This window comes from Streptomyces sp. H39-C1, assembly GCF_027158125.1.
Lineage (GTDB): Bacteria > Actinomycetota > Actinomycetes > Streptomycetales > Streptomycetaceae > Actinacidiphila > Actinacidiphila fildesensis.
In genome coordinates this window covers 28,348-51,048 of sequence record NZ_JAPVLS010000062.1, presented here as the reverse complement: position 1 = coordinate 51,048, position 22,701 = coordinate 28,348, and the positions used below count along the sequence as shown (strand labels likewise).

Annotated in this window: 19 protein-coding genes, 1 pseudogene and 1 riboswitch; of the genes and pseudogenes, 14 read left to right on the top strand and 6 right to left on the bottom strand. The window is 70.0% G+C overall.

What is annotated here, in order from left to right:
• Positions 1–239: 239 nt before the first annotated feature.
• Complete coding sequence (locus O3W51_RS32525; RefSeq protein ID WP_269287980.1) at positions 240–605, top strand: hypothetical protein; 366 nt, start codon at positions 240–242, stop codon at positions 603–605.
• Here the strand turns inward: O3W51_RS32525 and O3W51_RS32520 are convergent.
• The 4 genes from O3W51_RS32520 to O3W51_RS32505 are packed head-to-tail and all read right to left on the bottom strand — an operon-like array spanning position 530 to position 6,349.
• A complete protein-coding gene (locus O3W51_RS32520; RefSeq protein ID WP_269287979.1) occupies positions 530–940 on the bottom strand; it encodes a hypothetical protein in 411 nt (136 codons plus the stop codon). The two genes, O3W51_RS32525 and O3W51_RS32520, sit on opposite strands and share 76 nt — an antisense overlap.
• Positions 937–3,081: an integrase gene (locus tag O3W51_RS32515; protein WP_269287977.1), complete on the bottom strand. Its 2,145-nt coding sequence runs from the start codon at positions 3,079–3,081 to the stop codon at positions 937–939. The genes O3W51_RS32520 and O3W51_RS32515 overlap by 4 nt, the downstream gene beginning before the upstream one ends.
• On the bottom strand, positions 3,078–4,820 hold the full coding sequence (locus tag O3W51_RS32510; RefSeq protein WP_269287976.1) for a hypothetical protein: 1,743 nt from the start codon (positions 4,818–4,820) through the stop codon (positions 3,078–3,080). The genes O3W51_RS32515 and O3W51_RS32510 overlap by 4 nt, the downstream gene beginning before the upstream one ends.
• Positions 4,817–6,349 carry an integrase gene (locus O3W51_RS32505; RefSeq protein ID WP_269287974.1) on the bottom strand — a complete coding sequence of 511 codons (1,533 nt, stop codon included), beginning with the start codon at positions 6,347–6,349 and terminating at the stop codon, positions 4,817–4,819. Before O3W51_RS32505 ends, O3W51_RS32510 begins: the two co-directional genes overlap by 4 nt.
• 49 nt (positions 6,350–6,398) lie before the next feature.
• On the opposite strand from O3W51_RS32505, the gene O3W51_RS32500 reads away from it, so the two are divergent.
• The 4 genes and pseudogenes from O3W51_RS32500 to O3W51_RS32485 form a co-directional block, all read left to right on the top strand.
• Positions 6,399–7,850 (top strand): YifB family Mg chelatase-like AAA ATPase, encoded by a 1,452-nt coding sequence (locus O3W51_RS32500; RefSeq protein ID WP_443048362.1) that lies wholly within the window; start codon positions 6,399–6,401, stop codon positions 7,848–7,850.
• Positions 7,850–8,995, top strand: a complete 1,146-nt coding sequence (dprA, locus tag O3W51_RS32495; protein WP_198359010.1) for a DNA-processing protein DprA — start codon at positions 7,850–7,852, stop codon at positions 8,993–8,995. The genes O3W51_RS32500 and dprA overlap by 1 nt, the downstream gene beginning before the upstream one ends.
• Before the next feature lie 267 nt (positions 8,996–9,262).
• Positions 9,263–10,099, top strand: a complete 837-nt coding sequence (gene whiG / locus O3W51_RS32490) for an RNA polymerase sigma factor WhiG (protein WP_250977969.1) — start codon at positions 9,263–9,265, stop codon at positions 10,097–10,099.
• Between the two features lie 50 nt (positions 10,100–10,149).
• Positions 10,150–10,701, top strand: a pseudogene (locus O3W51_RS32485) (TetR/AcrR family transcriptional regulator); the annotation flags it as partial.
• Here O3W51_RS32485 and O3W51_RS32480 read toward each other — a convergent pair.
• Positions 10,679–11,497: a M23 family metallopeptidase gene (locus O3W51_RS32480; protein ID WP_381586300.1), complete on the bottom strand. Its 819-nt coding sequence runs from the start codon at positions 11,495–11,497 to the stop codon at positions 10,679–10,681. The pseudogene O3W51_RS32485 and the gene O3W51_RS32480 overlap by 23 nt on opposite strands.
• Positions 11,498–11,770: 273 nt before the next feature.
• Between O3W51_RS32480 and rpsB the strand changes: the two genes are divergently transcribed.
• The 9 genes from rpsB to O3W51_RS32435 all read left to right on the top strand — a co-directional run bounded on the left by rpsB (position 11,771) and on the right by O3W51_RS32435 (position 21,583).
• Entirely contained in the window at positions 11,771–12,715 is a 945-nt protein-coding gene (gene rpsB, locus O3W51_RS32475; RefSeq protein WP_138356738.1) for a 30S ribosomal protein S2, read from the top strand.
• A gap of 98 nt (positions 12,716–12,813) precedes the next feature.
• Positions 12,814–13,650 (top strand): translation elongation factor Ts, encoded by an 837-nt coding sequence (gene tsf / locus O3W51_RS32470; RefSeq protein WP_138356737.1) that lies wholly within the window; start codon positions 12,814–12,816, stop codon positions 13,648–13,650.
• A gap of 154 nt (positions 13,651–13,804) precedes the next feature.
• Positions 13,805–14,602: a UMP kinase gene (gene pyrH, locus O3W51_RS32465; protein ID WP_138356736.1), complete on the top strand. Its 798-nt coding sequence runs from the start codon at positions 13,805–13,807 to the stop codon at positions 14,600–14,602.
• Between the two features lie 102 nt (positions 14,603–14,704).
• Complete coding sequence (gene frr / locus O3W51_RS32460) at positions 14,705–15,262, top strand: ribosome recycling factor (RefSeq protein WP_138356740.1); 558 nt, start codon at positions 14,705–14,707, stop codon at positions 15,260–15,262.
• Positions 15,263–15,380: 118 nt separating this feature from the next.
• Entirely contained in the window at positions 15,381–16,367 is a 987-nt protein-coding gene (locus tag O3W51_RS32455) for a phosphatidate cytidylyltransferase (RefSeq protein WP_269287971.1), read from the top strand.
• 30 nt (positions 16,368–16,397) lie between these two features.
• On the top strand, positions 16,398–17,504 hold the full coding sequence (gene rlmN / locus O3W51_RS32450) for a 23S rRNA (adenine(2503)-C(2))-methyltransferase RlmN (RefSeq protein ID WP_269287970.1): 1,107 nt from the start codon (positions 16,398–16,400) through the stop codon (positions 17,502–17,504).
• Between the two features lie 63 nt (positions 17,505–17,567).
• Positions 17,568–17,687: riboswitch (TPP riboswitch) on the top strand.
• Positions 17,682–18,809, top strand: coding sequence for a thiamine ABC transporter substrate-binding protein (locus O3W51_RS32445; protein ID WP_138356733.1), 1,128 nt, complete (start codon positions 17,682–17,684; stop codon positions 18,807–18,809). Its footprint overlaps the riboswitch before it by 6 nt.
• A 95-nt stretch (positions 18,810–18,904) precedes the next feature.
• A complete protein-coding gene (locus O3W51_RS32440; RefSeq protein ID WP_138356732.1) occupies positions 18,905–20,518 on the top strand; it encodes an ABC transporter permease in 1,614 nt (537 codons plus the stop codon).
• Positions 20,519–21,583, top strand: a complete 1,065-nt coding sequence (locus tag O3W51_RS32435) for an ABC transporter ATP-binding protein (protein WP_138356731.1) — start codon at positions 20,519–20,521, stop codon at positions 21,581–21,583. It abuts the gene before it with no gap.
• Here the strand turns inward: O3W51_RS32435 and O3W51_RS32430 are convergent.
• Positions 21,566–22,696: an LOG family protein gene (locus O3W51_RS32430; RefSeq protein WP_187145334.1), complete on the bottom strand. Its 1,131-nt coding sequence runs from the start codon at positions 22,694–22,696 to the stop codon at positions 21,566–21,568. The genes O3W51_RS32435 and O3W51_RS32430 overlap by 18 nt on opposite strands.
• Positions 22,697–22,701: the final 5 nt, after the last annotated feature.

Below are 22,701 nucleotides of genomic sequence, written 5' to 3'. Positions count from 1 at the left end.
CCAACCGTTTGGAGTCAGTGCTTCTGTGTTCGCGTCAACTCCACTGTCTGGCAGCGTGTTTGAGAACTCCATGGCCTCAGTGTGGCGAGGGGATCTGACAAAGACGTCGCTCCAGCACCGTCGCGGCCGCTCCGGGGGACCGGGCGCCGCGAAGGAGTGCAGCTCAGGAGCAGCCGAGCGCGCGGTAGGTCCATCCGGCTCCGCGGCACCAGCCGGAGTCGAGGGTGCTCCGACCGTCGATGATCTTGGGCTGGGCCCGCGACCGCGCCGACGAGCCCGGGTGGATCGACTTCTATAACCACGCGCGTCTGTCGGCGGACGCCGCCGAGGTCTATCGCGACCTGAAGAACCCGAAGGCCGCTCTGGCCTGGAATCGGCAGGCCACTGCCATGCCGACCGGGGTGTTCACCCAGTCGGTCGGCATGCGCCTAGCCATCGTCGCCACCTCCCACCTCCAGGCCCGCGACCTCGACAACGGCCTGGAACTGGGCAACGGGTCCGTCGGCATCCTCACCCGTGCCCAGTCTGCTCAGGTGGTCGGCGGGCGGAGCGGGACGACATTGTCGGGAGTGGGGGAAGAGCCTGTTGAGGAGCCCTGCTCCTGAGTGAGAACGGCGCTGGCGAGGGTCAGGTTGGTCACCAGTTGGCGGAGCTTCTCAAGATCATTGTTCTGATTGGCAATGGTCTTCTTGAGCTTGGTGACGGTCTCCCGCAGTCGCTTCTCGGCTTCTGGGACCTGCCGGGTCTCGTTGCGGACGCGTTCGTAGAACTCGTTCTTCAGGTCGGCATGCCGCTTCATGAGGGCCATGCGGTGGACGCCGGCCTCAGCGGCGAGGGCCACGACGGTGAAGCTGCCGTTGGAAGCGGTGGCCGTTCCGGCCAAAAGCCGGTCCATGGCCTCGAGGATGCGGGCGCGCTCGTCCTGGTGCTGATGGTTCATGTCAGAGACTCGGCGGGTTGGGCGGTCGCGTCGTGGGTGTCGGCTTTCTTGCGGAGCCGGTCGGCATTGACTCGCAGGCGCTTGCCGACCGGACCGGGGGCATGCGCGGCCAGCTCGTCAATCTCGTCGGCCCGCTGTCGCATCTGGAGGGCGTGGGTGTCGGTGCGGACTGTGTTGCCGCAGCCGGACTGACAGGCGTACTGCCTCGGCGCGGGGGCGCCCGGATCGGGCTCGCAGAGCGCGTTCTCGTTCTTGAACGCGCAGATTAGGAAGGCGTCCGGATTGTCATAGAGCACGACGCCGTCCCGCGCGAGGAACTTGGCGGCCTTCCTCGCGAACGTCGCGGGGACGATCCTGCCCTCGAACCGTGGCGTCGTCGCGGCGGCGGTGACAGCCCGCCGGGCCGCCGGCCCGGAGATCTTCTCCCCCGCGGCCATGCGGTCGCGCAGATGGGCGGCGGTGTCCGCAGCAGCGAGAGCGGTCTCGACATCGAGCACGCTGTGGATACCCCCGCGGCTGCGGGAACCGTAGCCGCTGGAGGTTCGGGCATCCAGGACCGTCCGCATGTGTCCGTACTGGATCGCGAGCGCGACCAGTCCGCCGGGGCGCCGTGCGATGTGCCAGGCCAGCGTTCGCCGGAACCGGGCCAGTCCGATTGCCCCGTGTGGGTCCGCGGGGATGATCTGATCGGGCATGCCCTGGGCCTTCGCTTCGCGGTTCGCCCAGCTCACGAAGTCCTCGATCCGGGTGTTCAGGCACTGGTGCTTCAGTGCCCCGTGGTGGCCGCGCTGCTGCATGAAGTCATGGTGGGTGGCACTGAGAAGGAGTTCTCCAGGCGGCACCATCCGCTCGAGGACGCGGATGGCGTGGACGACCGGGCTGATAGCAACCCAGGGGACCTCGCGTTCCGCACCTGCGGAGATGAGGTTGCCGTCGTGGTCGGTGACGTTCTTGTAGTGCCGACTGCGGATTAGGTGCCGACCGCGCGTGCCGTCGGGGGCAGGTTCGGGATCGGGGCAGCAGCCGGACCGCAGACCTTGTACTTCCTGCGGGCGCATACCGGTCAGATACAGGCAGATGATCGTTGCAGCCGTGCCCAGGTGTCGCATCAGTTCGGCGGCCTCGTCGAAGTCCATGTGTGTGCGCCAGGGCTTCCCGTTGATCTGTCCGGTGACCGGCACCTGCAAAGGACACGGGCCGGGCTGCTCGTTGGTCAGGTCCGAGAGCCGGTGCCGGTCGGAGAAGCGGCCGACCTGACCGAGACTCGCGCCGGTGACGGCGGCGACGTAGGTGCGGGCCAGGGCCATCTTGCCGTGCATCCGGATTGCGGGCAGTGCTTCACCCGCCCGGACGAGAGGCAGCAGGGTCCCTGCAAGGGCAGCCAGTCCCTGGGGGACACTCTTGTTGGCGGTGGCCGTGGCGACCAGCCGTCGTCTTTCAGTCCAGGCCGCGAGGATGTCGTCAGTGAAGTCGTCGACGAATCGGATCGCCCAGATCAGCAGCGGGCCTAGGGTCTGAGGGTCCAGCGGCTCCCTGCTGTTCTCTCCGGATGCGGAGCCGTCGGCCGCGGGGAGGAAGTCATCGAGACCCTCGTCCTCCCACGGGGGCCGGGTGACGTTCGCGTGGCGAGCACTGATCTGGTCAAAAGCCCATAGATCCGACAAGAAAGCGCATATCTTCTCCGCGTAGTTGCGGGAGACATCATCCTGCCAACGCTCGGATATGTAGGCTCGCCATACCTCGTCGGTGCAGTCGCCGAGGCTGGTGAAGCGACGTTCATGCAGCCAACGTGCCAGCCGCATCCACTCGTTGCAGGTATCCCGCATGACGGCGGCGGACGTCCTGCCCCGTGCCCGGACCCCTCGGTCCTTGAGGTAGGTGGGCCGGAGCTGGCCATTGAGCATCGTCCAGGTCACGAGTTTTACCTCGTCGAGCAGAGAGGACGGGCACTTCCTCCAGAGGATCTCGAACAGACTGGTGCTGGGATTGTCGATGAGCGGTGCCAGGGGCCAGACGGACTCCCGGTAGCGGGCGTTGTAGTGCGTATTGCCGGGGCTGCTCCACTGGGGCAGCACCACCGAGCTGTCCGGGCCGGGCATGGCCAGGATGTACGGGTCGTATTCGGCAGCGAGGACAGTCACGGGGCGAGATCTTCTCTCAACAGGAGGTGGACAACAGTGCGGTCGGAATCGCTGACACGGGCCAGGGCCGCCTCCCAGGCTGCCGGGCCCACTTTCTTGTCGTCGTCGCGCAGGTCCTCCAGCCGCAGCAGAGAATCGTTCCAGCGTTCATGGAACGTCCGGTCGTCCGTAGCGGACCGCAGGCTCAAGATCTGCTGGTGCAAGTGCGCGAGCCGGGGGTGGTGGCCAGGGTGGACATGTGCGTTACGGCAGGCCAGACAGAGCAGGAAATCCGCCCCGCAGCCTCCCTCGGCAGCCGGCCACGGGCTGGCCTTCTCGTCCTCGCAGTCCGCCGTCGCCGTCTCCTGATGCCCAGGGTCCGGCTTGTCTGTGATCTTCCCGCCGAAGACAGAAGCCCGGGCCAGCTCCAGGGCCTCGCTGGCCCCAGCCTCGAAGACATCCCGGGAAGCACGCTGAACCCGCTTGTCCGGCAGAACATAAACGCTCTCGTGGGTGCCCCGAGTGTGCTGCAGGGGACGGCCCTCATCAGTCACCGTTGTCCGGCGGACCCGCCCGAACGGTGACCCGCCCAGCCCATGGCTCTTGGCCCACGCCTGAGCCATGTCGTAGGAGACACCGAAGGACACTGGGCCCACCGGGGCGGGCCGGTCCAGATCCGTGTGCTCCAGCTCGGCTTGGTAGGCGCGAGCAGCCATCAACAGATCGCCCCCCGGTTTCAGATCGTTGGCGAGCGCGCGTGCGTGAGCGGTGGCTTCCATGGCCTGAGTAATCAGTCGCCCGGGAGAATCAGCCCCGGAGTCCGTAACGTTCTCCGTGGAGAACCACCATCCGCTGCCACCCCTGCGCTTCTCGACCTGGATCTGGTAGGTCACCGAAGCGGTCTCCCCGACCGACGGTCGCGTCGTCGGGACCGGAATGCGGTCATAGACCGACAGATTCCATGCGAACCGGTCAGTCAGCAGTACGGCCAGCGCCGTGATTTCCCTGCGGGTCAGGAACAGCCGCCCCCACGTGTTCTCCGGACCCGTGCCGCCGAGCGCCCTGTGGTGCGTCACGTGGTACTGACCACTCGGAATGAGCGTGCGGGGAACATCGCCGGTGCGCGCAGTGTGGTCGAGAACTCTCCCGATCTTCCATTCACGGCTGCCCTCGGTGGTCTCACCTGCCCGCCATCTGTGCAGCAGGCGCGTGTTCTCGGTGATCCGCAGCCAAGCCGAGCGGAATTGACGCTGAGCCGTCAGTACAACCCGGTCCCGCTCGCTGTTCTCGTAGGATTGCTTGCTCGGCACGGGCCGCGGAATCCGGCGGGCCAGTTCCTCTGCGATCGGCCCACCCGCCAGTCGGGCATCCCTCTGCAGCAGGCCGCGGACGATGCGCAGTGTGGTCCTGCCACTGTTGGTGTCGATGTGCAGATCCCGCCAGCTCTGCAGGGCGGTCACGCTGAGACCGTCGAGATCATCTGGAGGACTCTCCAGCTCAGCGGCGAACTTCGTGAACATCTCAACGGCGGTCCAGCAGCTCGTGGCAGTCCGGTGGCTGGTCCAACCGCGGGACCGGGCGGCGAATGCCGCAGCAAGCGCCCCCTGCATCGGCCCGGCAGCCGGCAGCTCGGCGAAATCGAACTCCTTCGCGTAGCCGGCCTTGTTCGTGACCGTGACCACGAGGCCGTCCGGGGCCAGCGGTGGATCGACGCGGTGGTCGGGCGGCGGCGGGACGGCCTTGCGACCCCGCCCGCTCACGACGTCGCCCCAAGGAGCGTGTCGATGTCCTGGATGCCGGCTGTCTCCCGGGCCAGCCGGGCGAACATCCCGTCCATGTTCTCAATGTCCTGACTCTCATCCGCGGTGTCCGCGGCGGCGAGGATCGACTCCAGCTGCAGATGAGCGACAGGCGCCAGATAATGCCGTTTTGTCGTCTCCACGTCCGCGTGCCCCAGCAGCGTTTTCACCAGCCACCACGGGTCGCCGAACAGCAGGGCAAAGTCCCGGCGGTCCTTGCCGGTGAGCCCGTAGCGCTTCTCAAACAGGTCATTCAGCAGAATCAGCATGAAGAGCGCGAACGAATGCCGGGCTGAGTGCGGGGTGGCATAAGGACTTTTGCTCTGCACCTCCGCCAGTCGCAGATCCCGGGTGATCCTCTGTTCCTCCTCGGCGAGGAGCACCTTCTCGCAGCGCAGGTTCGCCATCCTGAACACGCCGTTCCACCGGTCCGGGAGCATCGGCAATCCCTCCTCGGTCAACCACAACCACGCCGGCTCCGGCCCGTCCGGGCCTTCCAGGAACAACCACTGCCGCTCACGCCACTTCAGACGGCTCAGCGACTGCGACCCGACCACACCATCGCGGTCGACCCACTCCAACTTCGGCTTCAAACCATGGGTCACCTTCGTGACCAGCCGCATCACCGGCAGTCGCTCGTAGCGGCCCGCCTTCTGGGCCCGTTGGATCGCCCAGGCGCGCTCGGACTGAATGTAGGCCTCGACCTGGCCCACCGCGTCCACCGAGGCGTAGAACGTCCGGCTGTTCTTCGAACGCGTCAATGCACCGGCAAGGCGACCGTGCATGTACCGTCCGTGGCGCAGACGCTGGGTCGGCAGCTCGAAGAGCAACAGGCCCCCGCCTTCCTGCCGCCGCAGTCCTGAACTGAGCAGCAACTGCACGAAGGCGGTGTTCCGCAGCTCCGTACGTGACTCCCACCCCGGAGCTGCGACCCTGACGAGGGTGTGGCCGCGCAGCCCGATGTCCGACCACAACCCCCAGGTCCGCGGCGTCAGCCAAGACACCCGTGCACTGACTGAGTCCGCTGCCTGGTGCTCCCGCCGGGAGATGTCCACCGGCAGTGGATGGACCTTTCCCCACTTGAACAGCTTCGTGAAAGCTGCCGCCTCACGGTCCCACTTCGTCCCGCTGATCCGGCCCGGGTTCTCCGGAGCGTCACACCGCCAGTGCCGGTAATCCGCCAACTCCTGCGGCGTCGCCTGCCACCACGACAGCCCGCGCGAAGACAGAAAATTCAGCAGCGGCCGGTAATCCGTTCCGTAATTCCGCTTGGTCTCCCTTTCAAGATTCCGGAACACCTCGGACCGCACGAAATTCAGGAAATCCCCATCCACCATTCCGCCGGGTCTTACGTACACCGGGTCGCCCGGCAGTAGACCTATTCGGGCCACCGCCTCCGGCAGGTTCTGTACCCCCAGGACACTCTCGGCCGACAGCGTTCCCCGCCACTGCCCCGGATCCGGTACCCACACCACATGCCACTCGCTCAACGGGAGCCCCTTCTGACGCGCTTGAACACATCAGATCATCAGGGAACTGGTGAACAGCGGAGAGACCTGGCCACAGAAGAAACTCACCGTGGGCCTCAGCCCCGCCTCGGTCCCCAAGAGCGGAAGCGGCTTCGATCTCGGGGTCGCGTGCGCGGTCCTCGCCGCCAACGAACGGATCGCGCCCCGGGCCATCGCCGATCTGATGATGATCGGCGAGCTGGGCCTCGACGGCCGGGTGCGGCCGGTCCGCGGTGTGCTGCCCGCCGTCCTCGCCGCGGCCGACGCCGGGTACCGGCACGTCGTGGTTCCGGAACGCACCGCGGCCGAGGCCTCGCTCGTTCCGGGAGTCTCGGTGCTCGGCATCCGCACCCTGCGCCAGCTCGTCGCGATCCTCAACGACGAGACGGTCCCGGAAGAGGAGGAGGACCGGGACGAGGGGCGTCCCGACCCGCTGTTCGCCGGGCTCGCGGTGCCCGGGGCCGGTATGGGCACCGGCGTCTCCGGCCGGGAGGTGGTCCCCGACCTCGCGGACGTCGCGGGCCAGCACACCGCCCGGCGTGCCCTGGAGATCTCCGCGGCCGGCGGCCATCACCTGTACCTGAAGGGCCCGCCGGGCGCCGGAAAGACGATGCTGGCCGAGCGGCTGGCCGGGCTCCTGCCACGGCTCACCGCACAGGAGTCGCTGGAGGTCACCGCGGTGCACTCGGTCGCCGGGATCCTCCCGCCCGGCAAACCGCTGATCGACACCCCGCCGTACTGCGCCCCGCACCACTCGGCGACCATGCCCTCCATCATCGGCGGCGGCAGCGGTCTGCCCAGGCCGGGCGCGGTCTCCCTGGCCCATCGCGGGGTGCTCTTCCTGGACGAGGCGCCGGAGTTCAGCGGCCGGGTGCTCGACGCGATGCGCCAGCCGCTGGAGTCAGGGCACGTCGTGGTGGCCCGCTCCGCGGGAGTGATGCGGCTGCCCGCGCGCTTCCTGCTCGCCCTCGCCGCGAACCCCTGTCCGTGCGGACGGTATTCGCTGCTGGGGCTGGGGTGCGACTGCTCGCCGGCGGCGGTTCGCCGGTACCAGGCGAGACTGTCCGGGCCGCTCCTGGACCGGGTGGACCTCCGCGTCCAGGTCGAGGCGGTGACCCGTACGGAGCTGATCGAGGGCGCCTCGGGCGCCGAGCCGAGCGCGCGGGTCGCGGACCGGGTGCGGCTCGCGAGGGAACGGGCGGCGGTCCGGTACGCGGAGACCCCGTGGCGGACCAACAGCGAGGTGCCCGGCCATGAGCTGCGCACCCGCTGGCAGGTGGGCCCGGCCGGACTGCGGGAGGCCGAAAGGGACATGGAGCGCGGACTGCTCACCGCCCGGGGCCTGGACCGCGTCCTGCGCGTGGCCTGGACGATCGCCGATCTCGCCGGGGTCGAACGGCCCGGTCCGCGGGAGATGGCGGAGGCCCTGCAACTGCGCACCGGTGTCGCCCGCGGGGTGCCGGCCGTCGTGGGCGGTGGCTGATGGCCGTCGGTGAGGAGGAGCGGCTCGCCCGCGCCGCGCTGACCCGGATCGCCGATCCGGGTGACGAGACGGTCGGCGGATGGCTGCGGGAGCGTGATCCACGGGAAGTGGTGCGGGAGATCCTGGCCGGTGTGCCGCTGCCGGGGGCGAGCGAGCGGCGGATGGCCGGGTACCGGATACGCGCCGGAGCGCTGGACCCCGCCGCGGATCTGGCCGCGATGGAAGCGCTCGGCGGGCGCTTCGTCTGCCCGGGCGACACCGACTGGCCGGCGCAGCTGGACGATCTCGGCGCCGCGCGGCCCTACGGCCTGTGGGTGCGGGGGCGGCCGAAGCTGCGGATGTGGGCCCTGCGGTCGGTCGCCGTGGTGGGCGCGCGGGCCTGTACCGACTACGGCGCCCATATGGCGGCCCGGCTGGGCGCGGGGCTGGCCGAAGCCGGCTGGGTGGTGGTCTCGGGCGCGGCGTACGGCGTGGACGGCGCGGCCCACCGGGGCGCGCTGTCGGCGGCCGGGGCGACCATCGCGGTGCTGGCCTGCGGAGCGGATGTGCCCTATCCGCCGGGGCATGCCGACTTGATCTCCCGGATCGCGGAACAGGGCCTGGTCGTCGGGGAGTTGCCACCGGGCTCCCATCCGACCCGCAGCAGATTCGTGCTCCGCAACCGCGTCATCGCCGCCCTCACCCGCGGCACGGTGGTGGTCGAAGCACAGCACCGCAGCGGCTCGCTGATCACCGCGCGGTGCGCCCGGGAGCTGGGGCGGCTGACGATGGGCGTGCCGGGTCCGTGCACCTCGGGCCTCTCGGCCGGTGTGCATGAACTGCTGCGCCATGAGGCGGCGCTGGTCACCGACGCGGCGGAGGTCGTCGAGATGGTCGGCCGGATCGGCGGCGACCTGGCGCCCGAGCGACGTGGTCCAGTGCTGGCCAGGGATCTGCTGGAGGCCGCCGCCACGCGGGTGCTGGAGGCGCTGCCCGCCCAAGGCGGCGCCGGCGTCGAGCAGATCGCCCGCGCCTCGGCCACCGGAAAGGACGACACGCTCGGACGCCTCTACGAATTGCAGGCACTCGGCTTCGTGGAACGGGACGGAGAACGATGGAAGTTGACGCGATTCACCCAGGACCGGACGGTTCCCCGAGCAGAGTGACCCGGTCAACACGGAGCACCTCGGGGGAAGGTGGTTGACCTGGGGCAATCGGGTGAAGAGGTTTGGAGTCGGCGTGGGGAATGCATGATTGCTCAACATTCCCTCGCGGGAGACTCGCGGCGGACTCGCAGCCCCGAACCCCCCAGCGGAACGTATCTGCGCATGCCCCATACGGAAGTCGTAGCAATAAGCGACACTATGGTCACGCTACGCTCCCATTGACCCCATTTTCCGCCCACGTCTCGGCAGAACGGCACAAGACGACGCATGCCCCAGCACACCCCCGGGCCGGACCGGGCCACGGCGGCCACCGCCGCGCGCAGTGCCCCCCGTCCCGCCGCCCCCACCTCGCTCGACGCGCTGTGGCGGACCTACAAGTCCACGGCGGACGCGAAGCTCCGGGAGCAGCTCATCCTGCACTACTCGCCGCTGGTGAAGTACGTCGCGGGACGGGTCAGCGTCGGTCTGCCGGCCAACGTCGAGCAGGCGGACTTCGTGTCCTCGGGGGTCTTCGGGCTCATCGACGCCATCGAGAAGTTCGACCCGGAACGGGCGATCAAGTTCGAGACGTACGCGATCACCCGGATCCGCGGCGCCATGATCGACGAGCTGCGGGCACTGGACTGGATCCCGCGCTCCGTACGGCAGAAGGCGCGTGCAGTGGAGCGCGCCTACGCCACCCTGGAGGCCTCGCTGCGGCGCACCCCCAGCGAGTCCGAGGTCGCTGCCGAGATGGGCGTCGGACTGGAGGAACTGCACGGAGTGTTCAGCGCCCTGTCGCTGGCCAACGTGGTGGCGCTGGAGGAGCTGCTGCACGTCGGCGGTGACAGCGGCGACCGGCTCAGCCTGGTCGACACCCTGGAGGACACCGGTGCCGACAACCCGGTGGAGGTCGCGGAGGACCGCGAGCTGCGCCGGTTGCTGGCCCGCGCGGTGAACACCCTCCCGGAGCGCGAGAAGACCGTTGTGACGCTCTACTACTACGAGGGGCTCACGCTCGCCGAGATCGGCCAGGTGCTCGGTGTCACCGAGAGCCGGGTCAGCCAGATCCACACCAAATCGGTGCTGCAGTTGCGCGCGAAGCTGGCGGACGTCGGCCGCTGACGCCGGTCACCGCCTACAGTGGACGGGTGCCCAGGATTCGAGCGGCCTCGGTGGCCGAGCACCGGACGATGCAGCGCGACGCCCTGCTGGACGCCGCCCGATCCCTCCTGACCGAGGGCGGCACGGAGGCGCTGACCTTCCCCGCCCTGGCCGAACGCACCGGCCTCGCACGGTCGTCCGTCTATGAGTACTTCCGCTCCCGGGCGGCTGTCGTCGAGGAACTGTGCTCCGTCGACTTCCCGGTCTGGGCCGCCGAGGTCGAGGCGGCGATGGAGGCCGCCGACGGCGCCGCGGCCAAGATCGAGGCGTATGTCCGCAGCCAGCTCACCCTGGTCGGCGACCGGCGGCACCGGGCCGTGGTGGCCATCTCGGCGGGCGAGCTGGACGCCGGGGCCCGCGAGAAGATCCGCGCGGCGCACGGCGGTCTGGTCGCCATGGTGGTCGAGGCGCTGGGCGACCTCGGACACGAGGAGCCACGGCTGACGGCGATGCTGCTGCAGGGCGTCGTGGACGCCGCGGTGCGCCGGATCGAGCTGGGCGCCGCCGAGGTCCCTGAGCGGATCGTCGACGCCGCGGTGGCTATGGCCCTGCGCGGAGTGCAGAGCCCGGCCACCACCTCAGCCCCGACCCCGGAACCGGCCCTGACCCCGGAACCGGCCCCGGTATCGGATTCGGTATCGGATTCGGTATCGGATTCGGCCACGAGCCCCCTCGTGGAACAGCTGTAGTTCCCGTTCCGGCCGCCGGCTCGGGAACGCCGAACACCGGCAGCAGCCGGGACCGGCCGGCGCGCTTCATCCAGTCGGGCAGCAGGGTCAGCGGGTCGAGGTAGACGTCCCCGCGCAGCAGCCCCCAGTGCAGACAGCCCGCGGGGCAGTGCCACGGCCCGCGCTCCAGCACTCCCACCACCTGGCCCGCGGTCACCTCGTCACCCACCGCGACCTGGGCCCGTACCGGTTCATAGGTGGTGCGCAGACCGCCCGGCAGCAGGACCGAGACCACATCGACGCCGGCCACCCGGCCGGCGAACGACACCCTCCCCGGCGCGGCTGACCGCACCGGAGTGCCCGGTCCCGCCCGGAGATCCACTCCTCGGTGCCCACGGCCCCACGGAGACGCGGGTGGCTCGAAAGCGCGCTCCACCACCGGCCGCCCGCCCGCAGCCCCACCCGCCGTCCCACTCCCCGCCCCACCCGAGCCGCCGTCGACCGGCCAGCTCCGGGCGCTGGGCGAAGGCTCCCCGAGCGCCCCGGGCGAAGGCACCCCGGCCGCCCCGTTCGACGCCACCCCGGCGGGCCCGCCGGGACTCGCGACCGGCAGCGGTACGGCGAAGGCCAGCGAGGCGAGGAGCGAGAGCCACAAGGGCAGAACGAAAGGAAGAACCGGGGAAGCGACCATGCTCCGACGGTCCCGTATTCCGGCCGCGAAAGACGATCATGAATGCGGCCTGTGGATAAACCGGTGGCCGAAGAAGCTGTCGTTCCGCACTCCGCCGGTCACGTACACTTTCTCTGGCGATCCGGGTCACCGGGTCGACTTCGCACGCCCCGCCACCGACTTCCTCGTGAAGGGTGGCCGCGCCCCTCGGTCCCTCGTGGCACGGCGCGTCGGGGCGTCAGGCGCGACGGCCGTCCGGCCGCCGCGATAACCGAGTCCTCAAGGAGCGCGGCCATGGCCGTCGTCACGATGCGGGAGCTGCTGGAAAGCGGCGTCCACTTCGGTCACCAGACCCGTCGTTGGAACCCGAAGATGAAGCGTTTCATCTTCACGGAGCGCAACGGCATCTACATCATCGACCTGCTCCAGTCGCTGTCGTACATCGACCGCGCCTACGAGTTCGTCCGCGAGACCGTCGCCCACGGCGGCTCCATCATGTTCATCGGCACCAAGAAGCAGGCGCAGGAAGCCATCGCCGAGCAGGCCTCGCGCGTCGGCATGCCCTACGTCAACCAGCGGTGGCTGGGCGGCATGCTCACGAACTTCTCGACCGTCTACAAGCGCCTGCAGCGCCTGAAGGAGCTCGAGGAGATCGACTTCACGGATGTGGCCGCCTCCGGCCTCACCAAGAAGGAGCTCCTGGTCCTCTCCCGCGAGAAGGACAAGCTCGAGAAGACCCTCGGTGGTATCCGCGAGATGCAGAAGGTGCCCAGCGCCGTCTGGATCGTGGACACCAAGAAGGAGCACATCGCCGTCGGTGAGGCGCGCAAGCTGCGTATCCCGGTCGTCGCGATCCTCGACACCAACTGCGACCCCGACGAGGTCGACTACAAGATCCCGGGCAACGACGACGCGATCCGCTCCGTCACCCTGCTCACCCGTGTGATCGCCGACGCCGTCGCCGAGGGCCTCATCGCCCGCTCCGGTGCCGCCACCGGTGACAAGAAGGCCGAAGGCGCCGCCGAGCCGCTCGCCGAGTGGGAGCGCGAGCTCCTCGAGGGCGAGAAGGCCAAGGACGAGACCGAGGCTCCGGTCGAGACCGGTGCTGAGACCGAGGCCGTCGCCGACGCCGCGGCCGAGACCGTCGTCGAGGCTGTCGCCGAGGCCGAGGCCCCGGTGGCCGACGCCGCCGAGACCGTCGAGGCCCCGGCCGCCGACGCTGAGGCTGACAAGGCCTGAGGCTCCGCCTTCCAGTACGTGTGACGACGGCGGGGGCTCCGGCCCCCGCCGTTCACCCGTAGATCAACCGACTCTCATCGGGAAGAGACTCAACGACCATGGCGAACTACACCGCCGCTGACGTCAAGAAGCTCCGCGAGCTGACCGCCGCCGGCATGATGGACTGCAAGAACGCTCTCGTAGAGGCCGAAGGCGACCTGGACAAGGCCGTCGAGATCCTCCGTGTCAAGGGCCAGAAGGGCGTCACCAAGCGCGAAGGCCGTTCGGCCTCCAACGGTGCCGTCGTCTCCCTGATCGCCGAGGGTGCTTCCGAGGGCGTGCTCCTCGAGCTCAACTGCGAGACCGACTTCGTCGCGAAGGGTGACAAGTTCGTCACCGTCGCCGACGCGCTGGCCGCGCACGTCGCCGCCACCAAGCCCGCCGACCTCGAGACGCTGCTCGCGTCCGAGATCAAGGACGGCCAGACCGTCCAGGCGTTCGTCGACGAGGCCAACGCCACCCTCGGCGAGAAGATCGTGCTGAGCCGCTTCGCGCAGTTCACCGACGGCTACGTCGCCTCCTACCTGCACCGCACCAGCCCGGACCTGCCCCCGCAGGTCGGCGTGCTGGTCGAGCTGGACAAGGAGAACGCCGAGGTCGCGAAGGACGTCGCGCAGCACATCGCCGCGTTCTCGCCGCTCTTCCTGTCCCGCGAGGACATCCCCGCCGACGTGCTCGAGAACGAGCGCCGCGTGGCCGAGGCCACCGCGCGCGAGGAGGGCAAGCCGGAGGCCGCGCTCGCCCGCATCGTCGAGGGCCGTGTGACGGGCTACGTCAAGGAGAACTCCGTTCTCGAGCAGTCCTTCGCGAAGGACAGCAAGAAGACCGTCCAGAAGGTTCTGGACGAGGCCGGTGTCACGCTGAAGCGTTTCGCGCGCTTCCGCGTCGGTGTCTGAGCCAGCCAGCGAATGACCGACGACCCCGCTAGGGTCGGACGCGGTCGGCCGCCCGCCGGCCGACCGCAGTAGTGACGAGGAGGCCATTGCCGTAGAGGGAACCCATGTGGACCCACGGCAATGGCCTTCTTCGTACGCGCATGAGGAGATCTCCATGGATGAGGGCGCCGACAAGGCCGCCGACAAGGCCAGCGACTCCGGGACCGGCACCGCGTCCGGCACCGGGGTTCCGCGGAGCCGGTACCTGCTGAAGCTGTCCGGCGAGGCCTTCGCCGGAGGCGGCGGACTGGGCGTCGACCCGGACGTCGTCCACGCGATCGCCCGCGAGATCGCGGCCGTCGTCCAAGAGGGCTACGAGATCGCCATCGTCATCGGCGGCGGCAACTTCTTCCGTGGCGCGGAGCTCCAGCAGCGCGGCATGGACCGGGCCCGCTCGGACTACATGGGCATGCTCGGCACCGTCATGAACTGCCTCGCCCTCCAGGACTTCCTGGAGAAGGAAGGCATCGAGACCCGCGTGCAGACCGCCATCACGATGGGCCAGGTCGCCGAGCCGTACATCCCGCTGCGCGCCGTGCGGCACCTGGAGAAGGGCCGCGTCGTCATCTTCGGCGCCGGTATGGGCATGCCGTACTTCTCCACCGACACCACCGCCGCCCAGCGCGCCCTGGAGATCGACGCCCAGGCGCTGCTCATGGGCAAGAACGGGGTCGACGGGGTCTACGACTCCGACCCCAAGCACAACCCGGACGCGGTCAAGTACGACGCCTTGGAGTACAGCGAGGTCATCTCGCGGGACCTCAAGGTCGCCGACGCCACCGCGATCACCCTGTGCCGTGACAACAAGCTGCCGATCCTCGTCTTCGAGCTGCTCGCCGAGGGAAACATCTCGCGAGCCGTAAAGGGTGAGAAGATCGGCACGCTCGTCAACGACCAGGGCACGCGGGGCTAACCGCCCGCACCCGGGGATGGACAACAGGCTGCCGGTCGGACACCGTGCAGGAAAGACGCGCGCAGGGGCCAGGCTCTGCCTTCTGAAAACCAGGAGCACATGGTGATTGAAGAGACCCTCCTCGAGGCCGAGGAGAAGATGGAGAAGGCCGTCATCGTCGCGAAGGACGACTTCGCCGCGATCCGCACCGGCCGTGCGCACCCCGCGATGTTCAACAAGATCGTGGCCGAGTACTACGGCGCCATCACGCCCATCAACCAGCTGGCGTCCTTCTCGGTGCCGGAGCCCCGGATGGCCGTGGTCTCCCCGTTCGACGTCAGCGCGCTGCGCAACATCGAAGAGGCGATCCGCAACTCGGACCTCGGCGTCAACCCGAGCAACGACGGCCGCATCATCCGGGTGGTGTTCCCGCAGCTGACCGAGGAGCGCCGCAGGGACTACATCAAGGTCGCGCGGAGCAAGTCGGAGGACGCGAAGATCTCGATCCGCGCGATCCGCCGCAAGGCCAAGGAGACCCTCGACAAGCTCGTCAAGGACGGCGAGTCCGGTGAGGACGACGTGCGTCGCGCCGAGAAGGAGCTCGACGACACGACGAGCAAGTACACGGCCCAGATCGACGAGCTGCTCAAGCACAAGGAAGCCGAGCTGCTCGAGGTCTGACGGACCGCTGCGACACCGCGGTACGACCGTTCGTTCTCCCGGGGGGTGACCCCCGCACCCCCCGCCAGAACACCAGGCCGGACGCCTGGTCCGGAACAACAACGCGAGGCGAAACTCAGTGAACGACTCCTCCTGGAGTGCCACGCCGCGCTCCGGCCACTGGGAAACGCCGGCGGGGGGACCGGGCGACGGCTCGGCGGGTTTCGCGCAGGATGCGCTCGACGCAGCGCAGACTCGTCGTATGCCGCCTGAGCCGTCACCGGAACCGGAACCCGTCCCGCCCGTGAAGAAGTCCGCAGGTCGCAACCTGCGGGCCGCGATAGGGGTCGGCGTCGGCATGGGCGCGGTCATCGTCGCGTCGCTGTTCATCGTCAAGGCCGCCTTCGTCGGTGTGGTGGCGCTCGCCGTCGTCGTCGGCCTGTGGGAGCTCACCTCCCGGCTCGCGGAGAAGGCGTCCATCCGCATCCCGCTCGTACCGCTCGCGGTCGGCGGGGTCGCCATGGTCGTCGCGGGCTACGCGCGCGGCGCCGAGGGCGCGTGGGTCGCCATGGCGCTCACCTCGCTCGCCATCCTCGTCTGGCGGATGACCGAGCCGCCGGAGAACTACCTGCGGGATGTCACCGCCGGCATCTTCGCCGCCTTCTACGTGCCGTTCCTCGCCACCTTCGTGTCGATGATGCTCGCCGCGGACGACGGCCCCTGGCGGGTCCTCGTCTTCCTGCTGCTCACCGTGATCAGCGACACAGGCGCCTACGCCGTCGGCTGGCGCTTCGGCCGCCGCCTCCTCGCCCCGCGCATCAGCCCCGGCAAGACCCGCGCCGGCCTCTTCGGCGCCATCGCCTTCGCCATGACGGCCGGCGCCCTGTCGATGCAGTACCTGATCGACGACGGCAAATGGTGGCAGGGCCTGATCCTGGGCCTGGTCGCAGCAGTCAGCGCCACCCTCGGCGACCTCGGCGAATCCATGATCAAGCGCGACCTCGGCATCAAGGACATGGGCACCCTCCTCCCCGGCCACGGCGGCATCATGGACCGCCTCGACTCCCTCCTCCCCACGGCCCCGGTGGTCTGGCTGCTCATGGTCGTCTTCGTGGGGACCGGCTGACCTCCGCGCGTCTGCGACACTGGTAGGACCATGCCTGTACCCGGAGAACTCACCTTTGCCGTGCCGCGTGGGGCCAAGAACCCCCCGCGGCACCTCGCCGACCTGACCCCTGCCGAGCGACGGGAGGCGGTTGTCGAGCTGGGCGAGAAGCCGTTCCGCGCCAAGCAGCTGTCGCAGCACTACTTCGCGCGGTACGACGACGACCGGGCCGCCTGGACGGATATTCCGGCGGCCTCGCGCGACAAGCTCGCGGACGGGCTGCTGCCCGAGATGATGTCGGTCGTGCGGCACATCAGCTGTGACGACGACACCACGCGCAAGACGCTGTGGCGGCTGTTCGACGGGACGCTCGTCGAGTCGGTGCTGATGCGGTACCCGGACCGGGTGACCATGTGCATCAGTTCGCAGGCGGGCTGCGGGATGAACTGCCCGTTCTGTGCGACCGGGCAGGCGGGGCTGGACCGGAACCTGTCGACGGCCGAGATCGTGCACCAGATCGTGGCCGGGATGAAGTCGCTGCGCGACGGCGAGATCCCCGGTGGTCCGGCCCGGCTGAGCAACATCGTGTTCATGGGCATGGGCGAGCCGCTGGCCAACTACAACCGCGTCATCGGCTCGATCCGCCGGCTGACGGACCCGGAGCCGGACGGGCTGGGGCTGTCGCAGCGCGGGATCACCGTGTCGACGGTCGGGCTGGTGCCGGCGATGCTGCGGTTCGCCGACGAGGGCTTCAAGTGCCGGCTCGCGGTGTCGCTGCACGCCCCGGACGACGAGCTGCGCGACACCCTGGTGCCGGTCAACACCCGCTGGAAGGTGCGCGAGGTGCTGGACGCCGCGTGGCACTACGCGGAGGTGTCCGGCCGCCGGATCTCCATCGAGTACGCGCTGATCAAGGACATCAACGACCAGGCGTGGCGGGCGGACCTGCTCGGGCGGCTGCTCAAGGGCAAGCGCGTGCATGTGAACCTCATCCCGCTCAACCCCACCCCGGGGTCCAAGTGGACGGCTTCGCGGCCGGAGGACGAGCGGGCGTTCGTGCGGATGCTGGAGTCGCACGGGGTGCCGGTGACCGTCCGTGACACGCGCGGCAGCGAGATCGACGGAGCGTGCGGGCAGCTGGCGGCCTCCGAAGGCTGAGACGCCTGCCGGGTGTCGGCGGGCGCGCTGCTATCGTGGCGCTCGTAGATTCGTACAAATGAACATTTCCGACAGGGGAGCGCACCAGCGCTGAGAGTGCGGCCACCGGCGAAGCCGGTGCGGCCGCAGACCCTCGGACCTGATCCGGGTAATGCCGGCGTAGGGAGTCAACCGCTCATGAACACCAACCTTCGGCGCGCCGCGACAGCGGTCGTGGCCACCGCCCTCGGCGCGACAGCGCTGGCCGCCTGTGGCGGCTCCGGCGACAAGGCCGACGGCTCGAAGACGGCGACGCCGTCGAAGACCGTCACCCTCGTCAGCCATGACTCCTTCGCCGCCTCGCCCGCGGTGCTGAAGGAGTTCACCAAGGAGACCGGCTACACCGTCAAGGTGCTGGCCGGCGGTGACGCGGGCGCGGCCGTGAACCAGGCGATCCTGTCGAAGGGGCACCCGCAGGGCGATGTCTTCTTCGGCGTCGACAACACGCTGCTGTCGAGGGCTCTCGACAACGACCTGTTCACGCCGTACGAGGCCAAGGGCCTGGACCAGGTCCCGGCGGCGCTGCAGCTCGACAAGGACAAGCACCGGGTCACCCCGGTCGACTCCGGCGACGTCTGCGTCAACTACGACCGCAAGTACTTCGCCGCGCACCAGCTGGCCGTGCCGGCGACCTTCGACGACCTGATCAAGCCGGAGTACAAGAACCTGCTGGTCACGGAGAACTCCGCGACGTCCTCGCCGGGCCTGGCCTTCCAGCTCGGCACGATCGCGAAGTACGGCGATGGGGGCACCTCCCAGGGCGGAGCCTCTGGGGGAGGGTGGCAGGACTACTGGAAGAAGCTCAAGGCCAACGGCGTCGAGGTCGTCGACGGCTGGGAGCAGGCGTACAACGACCGCTTCTCCGGCTCGGCCGGCGGCAAGGGCAAGGGCGACAAGCCGCTCGTCGTCTCGTACGCCTCCAGCCCGCCCGCCGAGGTGCTGGGCGTCACGCCGCAGCCGGCCCAGGGGCCGACCGGTGTAGCGACCGGTACATGCTTCCGGCAGATCGAGTTCGCCGGGCTGCTCAAGGGCGGCAAGAACGACGCGGGTGGCAAGGCGCTGCTGGACTTCCTGCTGAGCAAGACGTTCCAGCAGGACATGCCGCTGCAGATGTTCGTGAACCCGGCCCGCCAGGACGCGGCGCTGCCCGCCGAGTTCACCAAGTACGGCGTGAAGATCGACGCCCCGCCCACCGTGGCGCCCGACGAGATCGCCAAGAACCGTGACCAGTGGGTCAAGACATGGTCCTCGCTCGTCCTGAAGTAGGGACTCCCGAAGCGGCTCCCGGGGAGCCGCGCCGCGGGACTCCGGCGAGGAGCCCGCGGCGCGCCCCGCGGGCCGCCGCGGTGCGGCTCGGTCTGATGGCGGTGCCCACCGCGTTCTTCGCGGTCTTCTTCGCCTACCCGGTGGCCGCCATCGTCACCCGGGGGCTGCGCGAGGGCGGCCGGTGGCGGTTCGGCCGGATCGGCGAGGTGCTGACCGACCCGGAGATCCTGCGGGTGCTGTGGTTCACCGCCTGGCAGGCGGTCGTCTCGACCGGGCTGACGCTGCTGGTCGCACTCCCGGCGGCGTATGTCTTCGCCCGCTTCGAGTTCCCGGGCAAGCGGCTGCTGCGGGCGGTGGTGGCGGTGCCGTTCGTGCTGCCCACGGTCGTGGTCGGCTCGGCGTTCCTGGCGCTGCTGGGCCGCGGCGGCATGCTCGACGACCTGTGGGGCGTCCGGCTGGACACCACCGTGTGGGCGATCCTGCTCGCTCACGTCTTCTTCAACTTCGGCGTCGTCGTCCGGTCCGTCGGCGGTCTGTGGTCGCAGCTCGACCCGCGCCAGGAGGAGGCCGCCCGGGTCCTGGGCGCCGGCCGCTTCGAGGCCTGGCGCCGGGTGACGCTGCCGGCGCTGGGACCGGCCGTGGCCGCCGCCGCGCTGATGGTCTTCCTCTTCACCTTCACGTCCTTCGGCGTGATCCAGATCCTCGGCGGGCCGAAGTACTCCACGCTGGAAGTGGAGATCTACCAGCAGACCGCGCAGTTCCTCGACCTGCCGACGGCCGCCGTCCTCACCCTCGTGCAGTTCGCGGCGGTCGCCACGATCCTCGCGCTGCACGCGTGGACGGTGCGCCGCCGGGAGAGCACGCTCAAGCTCGTCGACGCCGCGCACACCTCGCGGCGCCCGCGCGGCGCCGCCCAATGGGCGCTGCTGTGGGCGGTGCTGGCCGTCATCGTGCTGCTGATCCTGGTGCCGCTCGGCGTCCTGGTGGCGCGTTCGCTGGACGGGCCCGACGGCTACGGCCTCACCTTCTACCGGGCGCTGCTCTCGGTCCCGGAGACCGGCGGCACCTTCGTCGTCGCGCCCATCGAGGCGGTCTGGAACTCCCTGCAGTACGCGGCGGTGGCCACGCTCATCGCGCTGCTGGTGGGCGGCCTCGCCGCCGCCGCGCTGACCCGGCGCGCGGGCAGGCTGGTGCGGGGCTTCGACGCGCTGCTGATGCTGCCGCTGGGCACCTCGGCGGTGACCGTCGGCTTCGGCTTCCTCATCACCCTCGACGAGCCCCCGCTGGATCTGCGGTCGACGTGGCTGCTGGTGCCGCTGGCGCAGGCGCTGGTCGGTGTGCCGTTCGTGGTCCGCACGATGCTGCCCGTGCTGCGCGCGGTCGACGAACGGCTGCGGGAGGCGGCAGCGGTGCTGGGCGCCTCGCCGTGGCGCGCCTGGCGCGAGGTGGACCTGCCGCTGGTGCGGCGCGCGCTGCTGATCGCGGCGGGCTTCGCGTTCGCCGTCTCGCTCGGCGAGTTCGGCGCGACCGTCTTCATCGCGCGGCCCGACAACCCGACCCTGCCGGTGGCGGTGGCCCGGCTCCTCGGGCGTGCCGGGGAGCTCAACTACGGGCAGGCGATGGCCCTGAGCACCGTTCTGATGCTGGTGTGCGCGGGCGCGCTGCTGGCACTGGAGCGGCTGCGCACCGACCGTTCAGGAGAGTTCTAGATGACGCAGTCCTCCACTCCGCTGCTGCGGCTCGACGGTGTGACGGTCCGCTTCGGGGAGCGCGCGGCGCTCGACGCCGTGGACCTGGAGGTCGTCGCGCACGAGACGGTGTGCGTCCTGGGCCCCAGCGGCAGCGGCAAGTCCACCCTGCTGCGGGCGGTGGCCGGGCTGCAGGCGGTGGACGCCGGCCGGGTGCTGCTGGACGGCCGTGACCAGGCGGGCGTTCCCACCCACCGGCGCGGTCTCGGCCTGATGTTCCAGGACCACCAGCTGTTCCCGCAGCGGGACGTCGGCGGCAACGTCGCCTTCGGACTGCGGATGCGGGGGACCCGGCGCGACGAGGTGGACCGCACGGTCGCCGGACTGCTCGACATGGTGGGCCTGCCGGGTGCGCAGCGGCGGGCCATCGCCGCGCTGTCCGGCGGGGAGCAGCAGCGCGTCGCGCTGGCGCGCGCGCTGGCCCCCGAGCCGAAGCTGCTGATGCTGGACGAGCCGCTCGGCCAGCTCGACCGCGGGCTGCGCGAGCGGCTCGTCGTCGAACTGCGCCAGCTGTTCGGCCGGCTCGGCACGACGGTGCTGGCCGTCACCCACGACCAGGGCGAGGCGTTCGCGCTCGCCGACCGGGTCGTGGTCATGCGCGACGGTCTGATCGCGCAGACCGGCACCCCGCTGGAGGTGTGGCAGCGGCCCGCCTCCGAGTTCGTCGCCCGCTTCCTCGGCTTCGACAACGTCGTCGAGGCGACCGTGCACGGCGAGGCGGCCGACACCCCCTGGGGCAAGGTGCCGGTGCAGCCCGGCGCGCCCCAGGGGCCGTGCCGGCTGCTGGTCCGCCCCGCCGGGGTGCGGCTGACCGGCGTCCGCGACGGGCTGCCCTGCACGGTGACGGCCAGGACGTTCCGCGGCGACCTGGTCACCCTGCTGCTGCGCCCGGCGGACGGGCCGCCGCTGGAGGCGGCCTGCTCGCTGCGGGACGCCCCGGAGGCCGGTACCGAGGTGGGTGTCACCTTCACCGCTCAGGACGTCGTGGTCCTCAGCGTCCAGCCGGGCTCATCGACCGGTAACTGACGCGGTGAGCCGGGCCAGCGCCTCCGGCGCCTCGTCGACGGAGTCGACCAGGGCGATACGGGCAGCCATCGGGCGGTCCTTCGCCAGTGCTTCGAGCAGTGGCCAGGTGGGCAGGTCACGGGTCCAGTGCTCGCGGTTCACCAGCACCATCGGGGTCGGGACGCCCCGGGACTCGTAGTAGTTCGGCGTAGCGTTGTCGAAGATCTCCTGGACGGTGCCGGCCGCGCCCGGCAGGAAGATCACGCCGGCGGTGCAACGCGCCAGCAGACCGTCCTCGCGGACCGCGTTGGCGAAGTACTTGGCGATGTGCGAGGCGAACGCGTTCGGCGGCTCGTGCCCGTAGAACCAGGTGGGGATGCCGACGGACGCGCCGCCGTCCGGCCAGCGCTCCCGGACGGCGAACGCGGCCGACGCCCAGTCGCCGATCGACGGGGTGAACAACGGCGCCTTCGCCACGATCCGCAGCGCCTCGCCGAGCACCTCGTCCCCGAACGGGGCCGTGTAGGCACCCAGGTTCGCCGCCTCCATGGCGCCCGGGCCGCCCCCGGTGGCGACGGTCAGTCCCGAGCGGGCGAGCGTCCGGCCGAGGAGGGCGGCGCCCGCGTACGCGTCCTTGCCGCGCGCCATCGCGTGGCCGCCCATGACACCGACCACCCGTTCACCGGTGAGCAGTTCGTCGAGCGCGTCCGAGACGGCGTCGTCGTGGATGCTGCGCAGCATCGACGCGAGTATGTCGCCGCCGGCCCTGGTCCGCTGGAACCACTCGTAGGCGCGGGCGTCCGGAGTCGTTTCGTACCCGGCGGGCAGCCCTTCGTAGAGCGCTTCGGGGGTGTACAGCGTGCCCCGGTACGGATCGAACGGAAGGTACGGGACCGGCGGGAACACCATCGCCCCGCACGCCCGGACATGTGCGAGCGCAGCGGGCTCCATGGGGCAGCCCAGGAACACCGCCCCCACCGGGTCCAGGGCCAGCAGCGCGGCCGTACGGTCCGTCAGATCGACGGCCTGCAGCCGGTATCCGGCGAGCGAACCGGTGGCGGCCACCCGGTCGAACTCCGCGGGCGATTCGATCTCGTGGTCAGGGGCGCCGCTCTGCGGCGTGGAGTCGGTCAGCACCG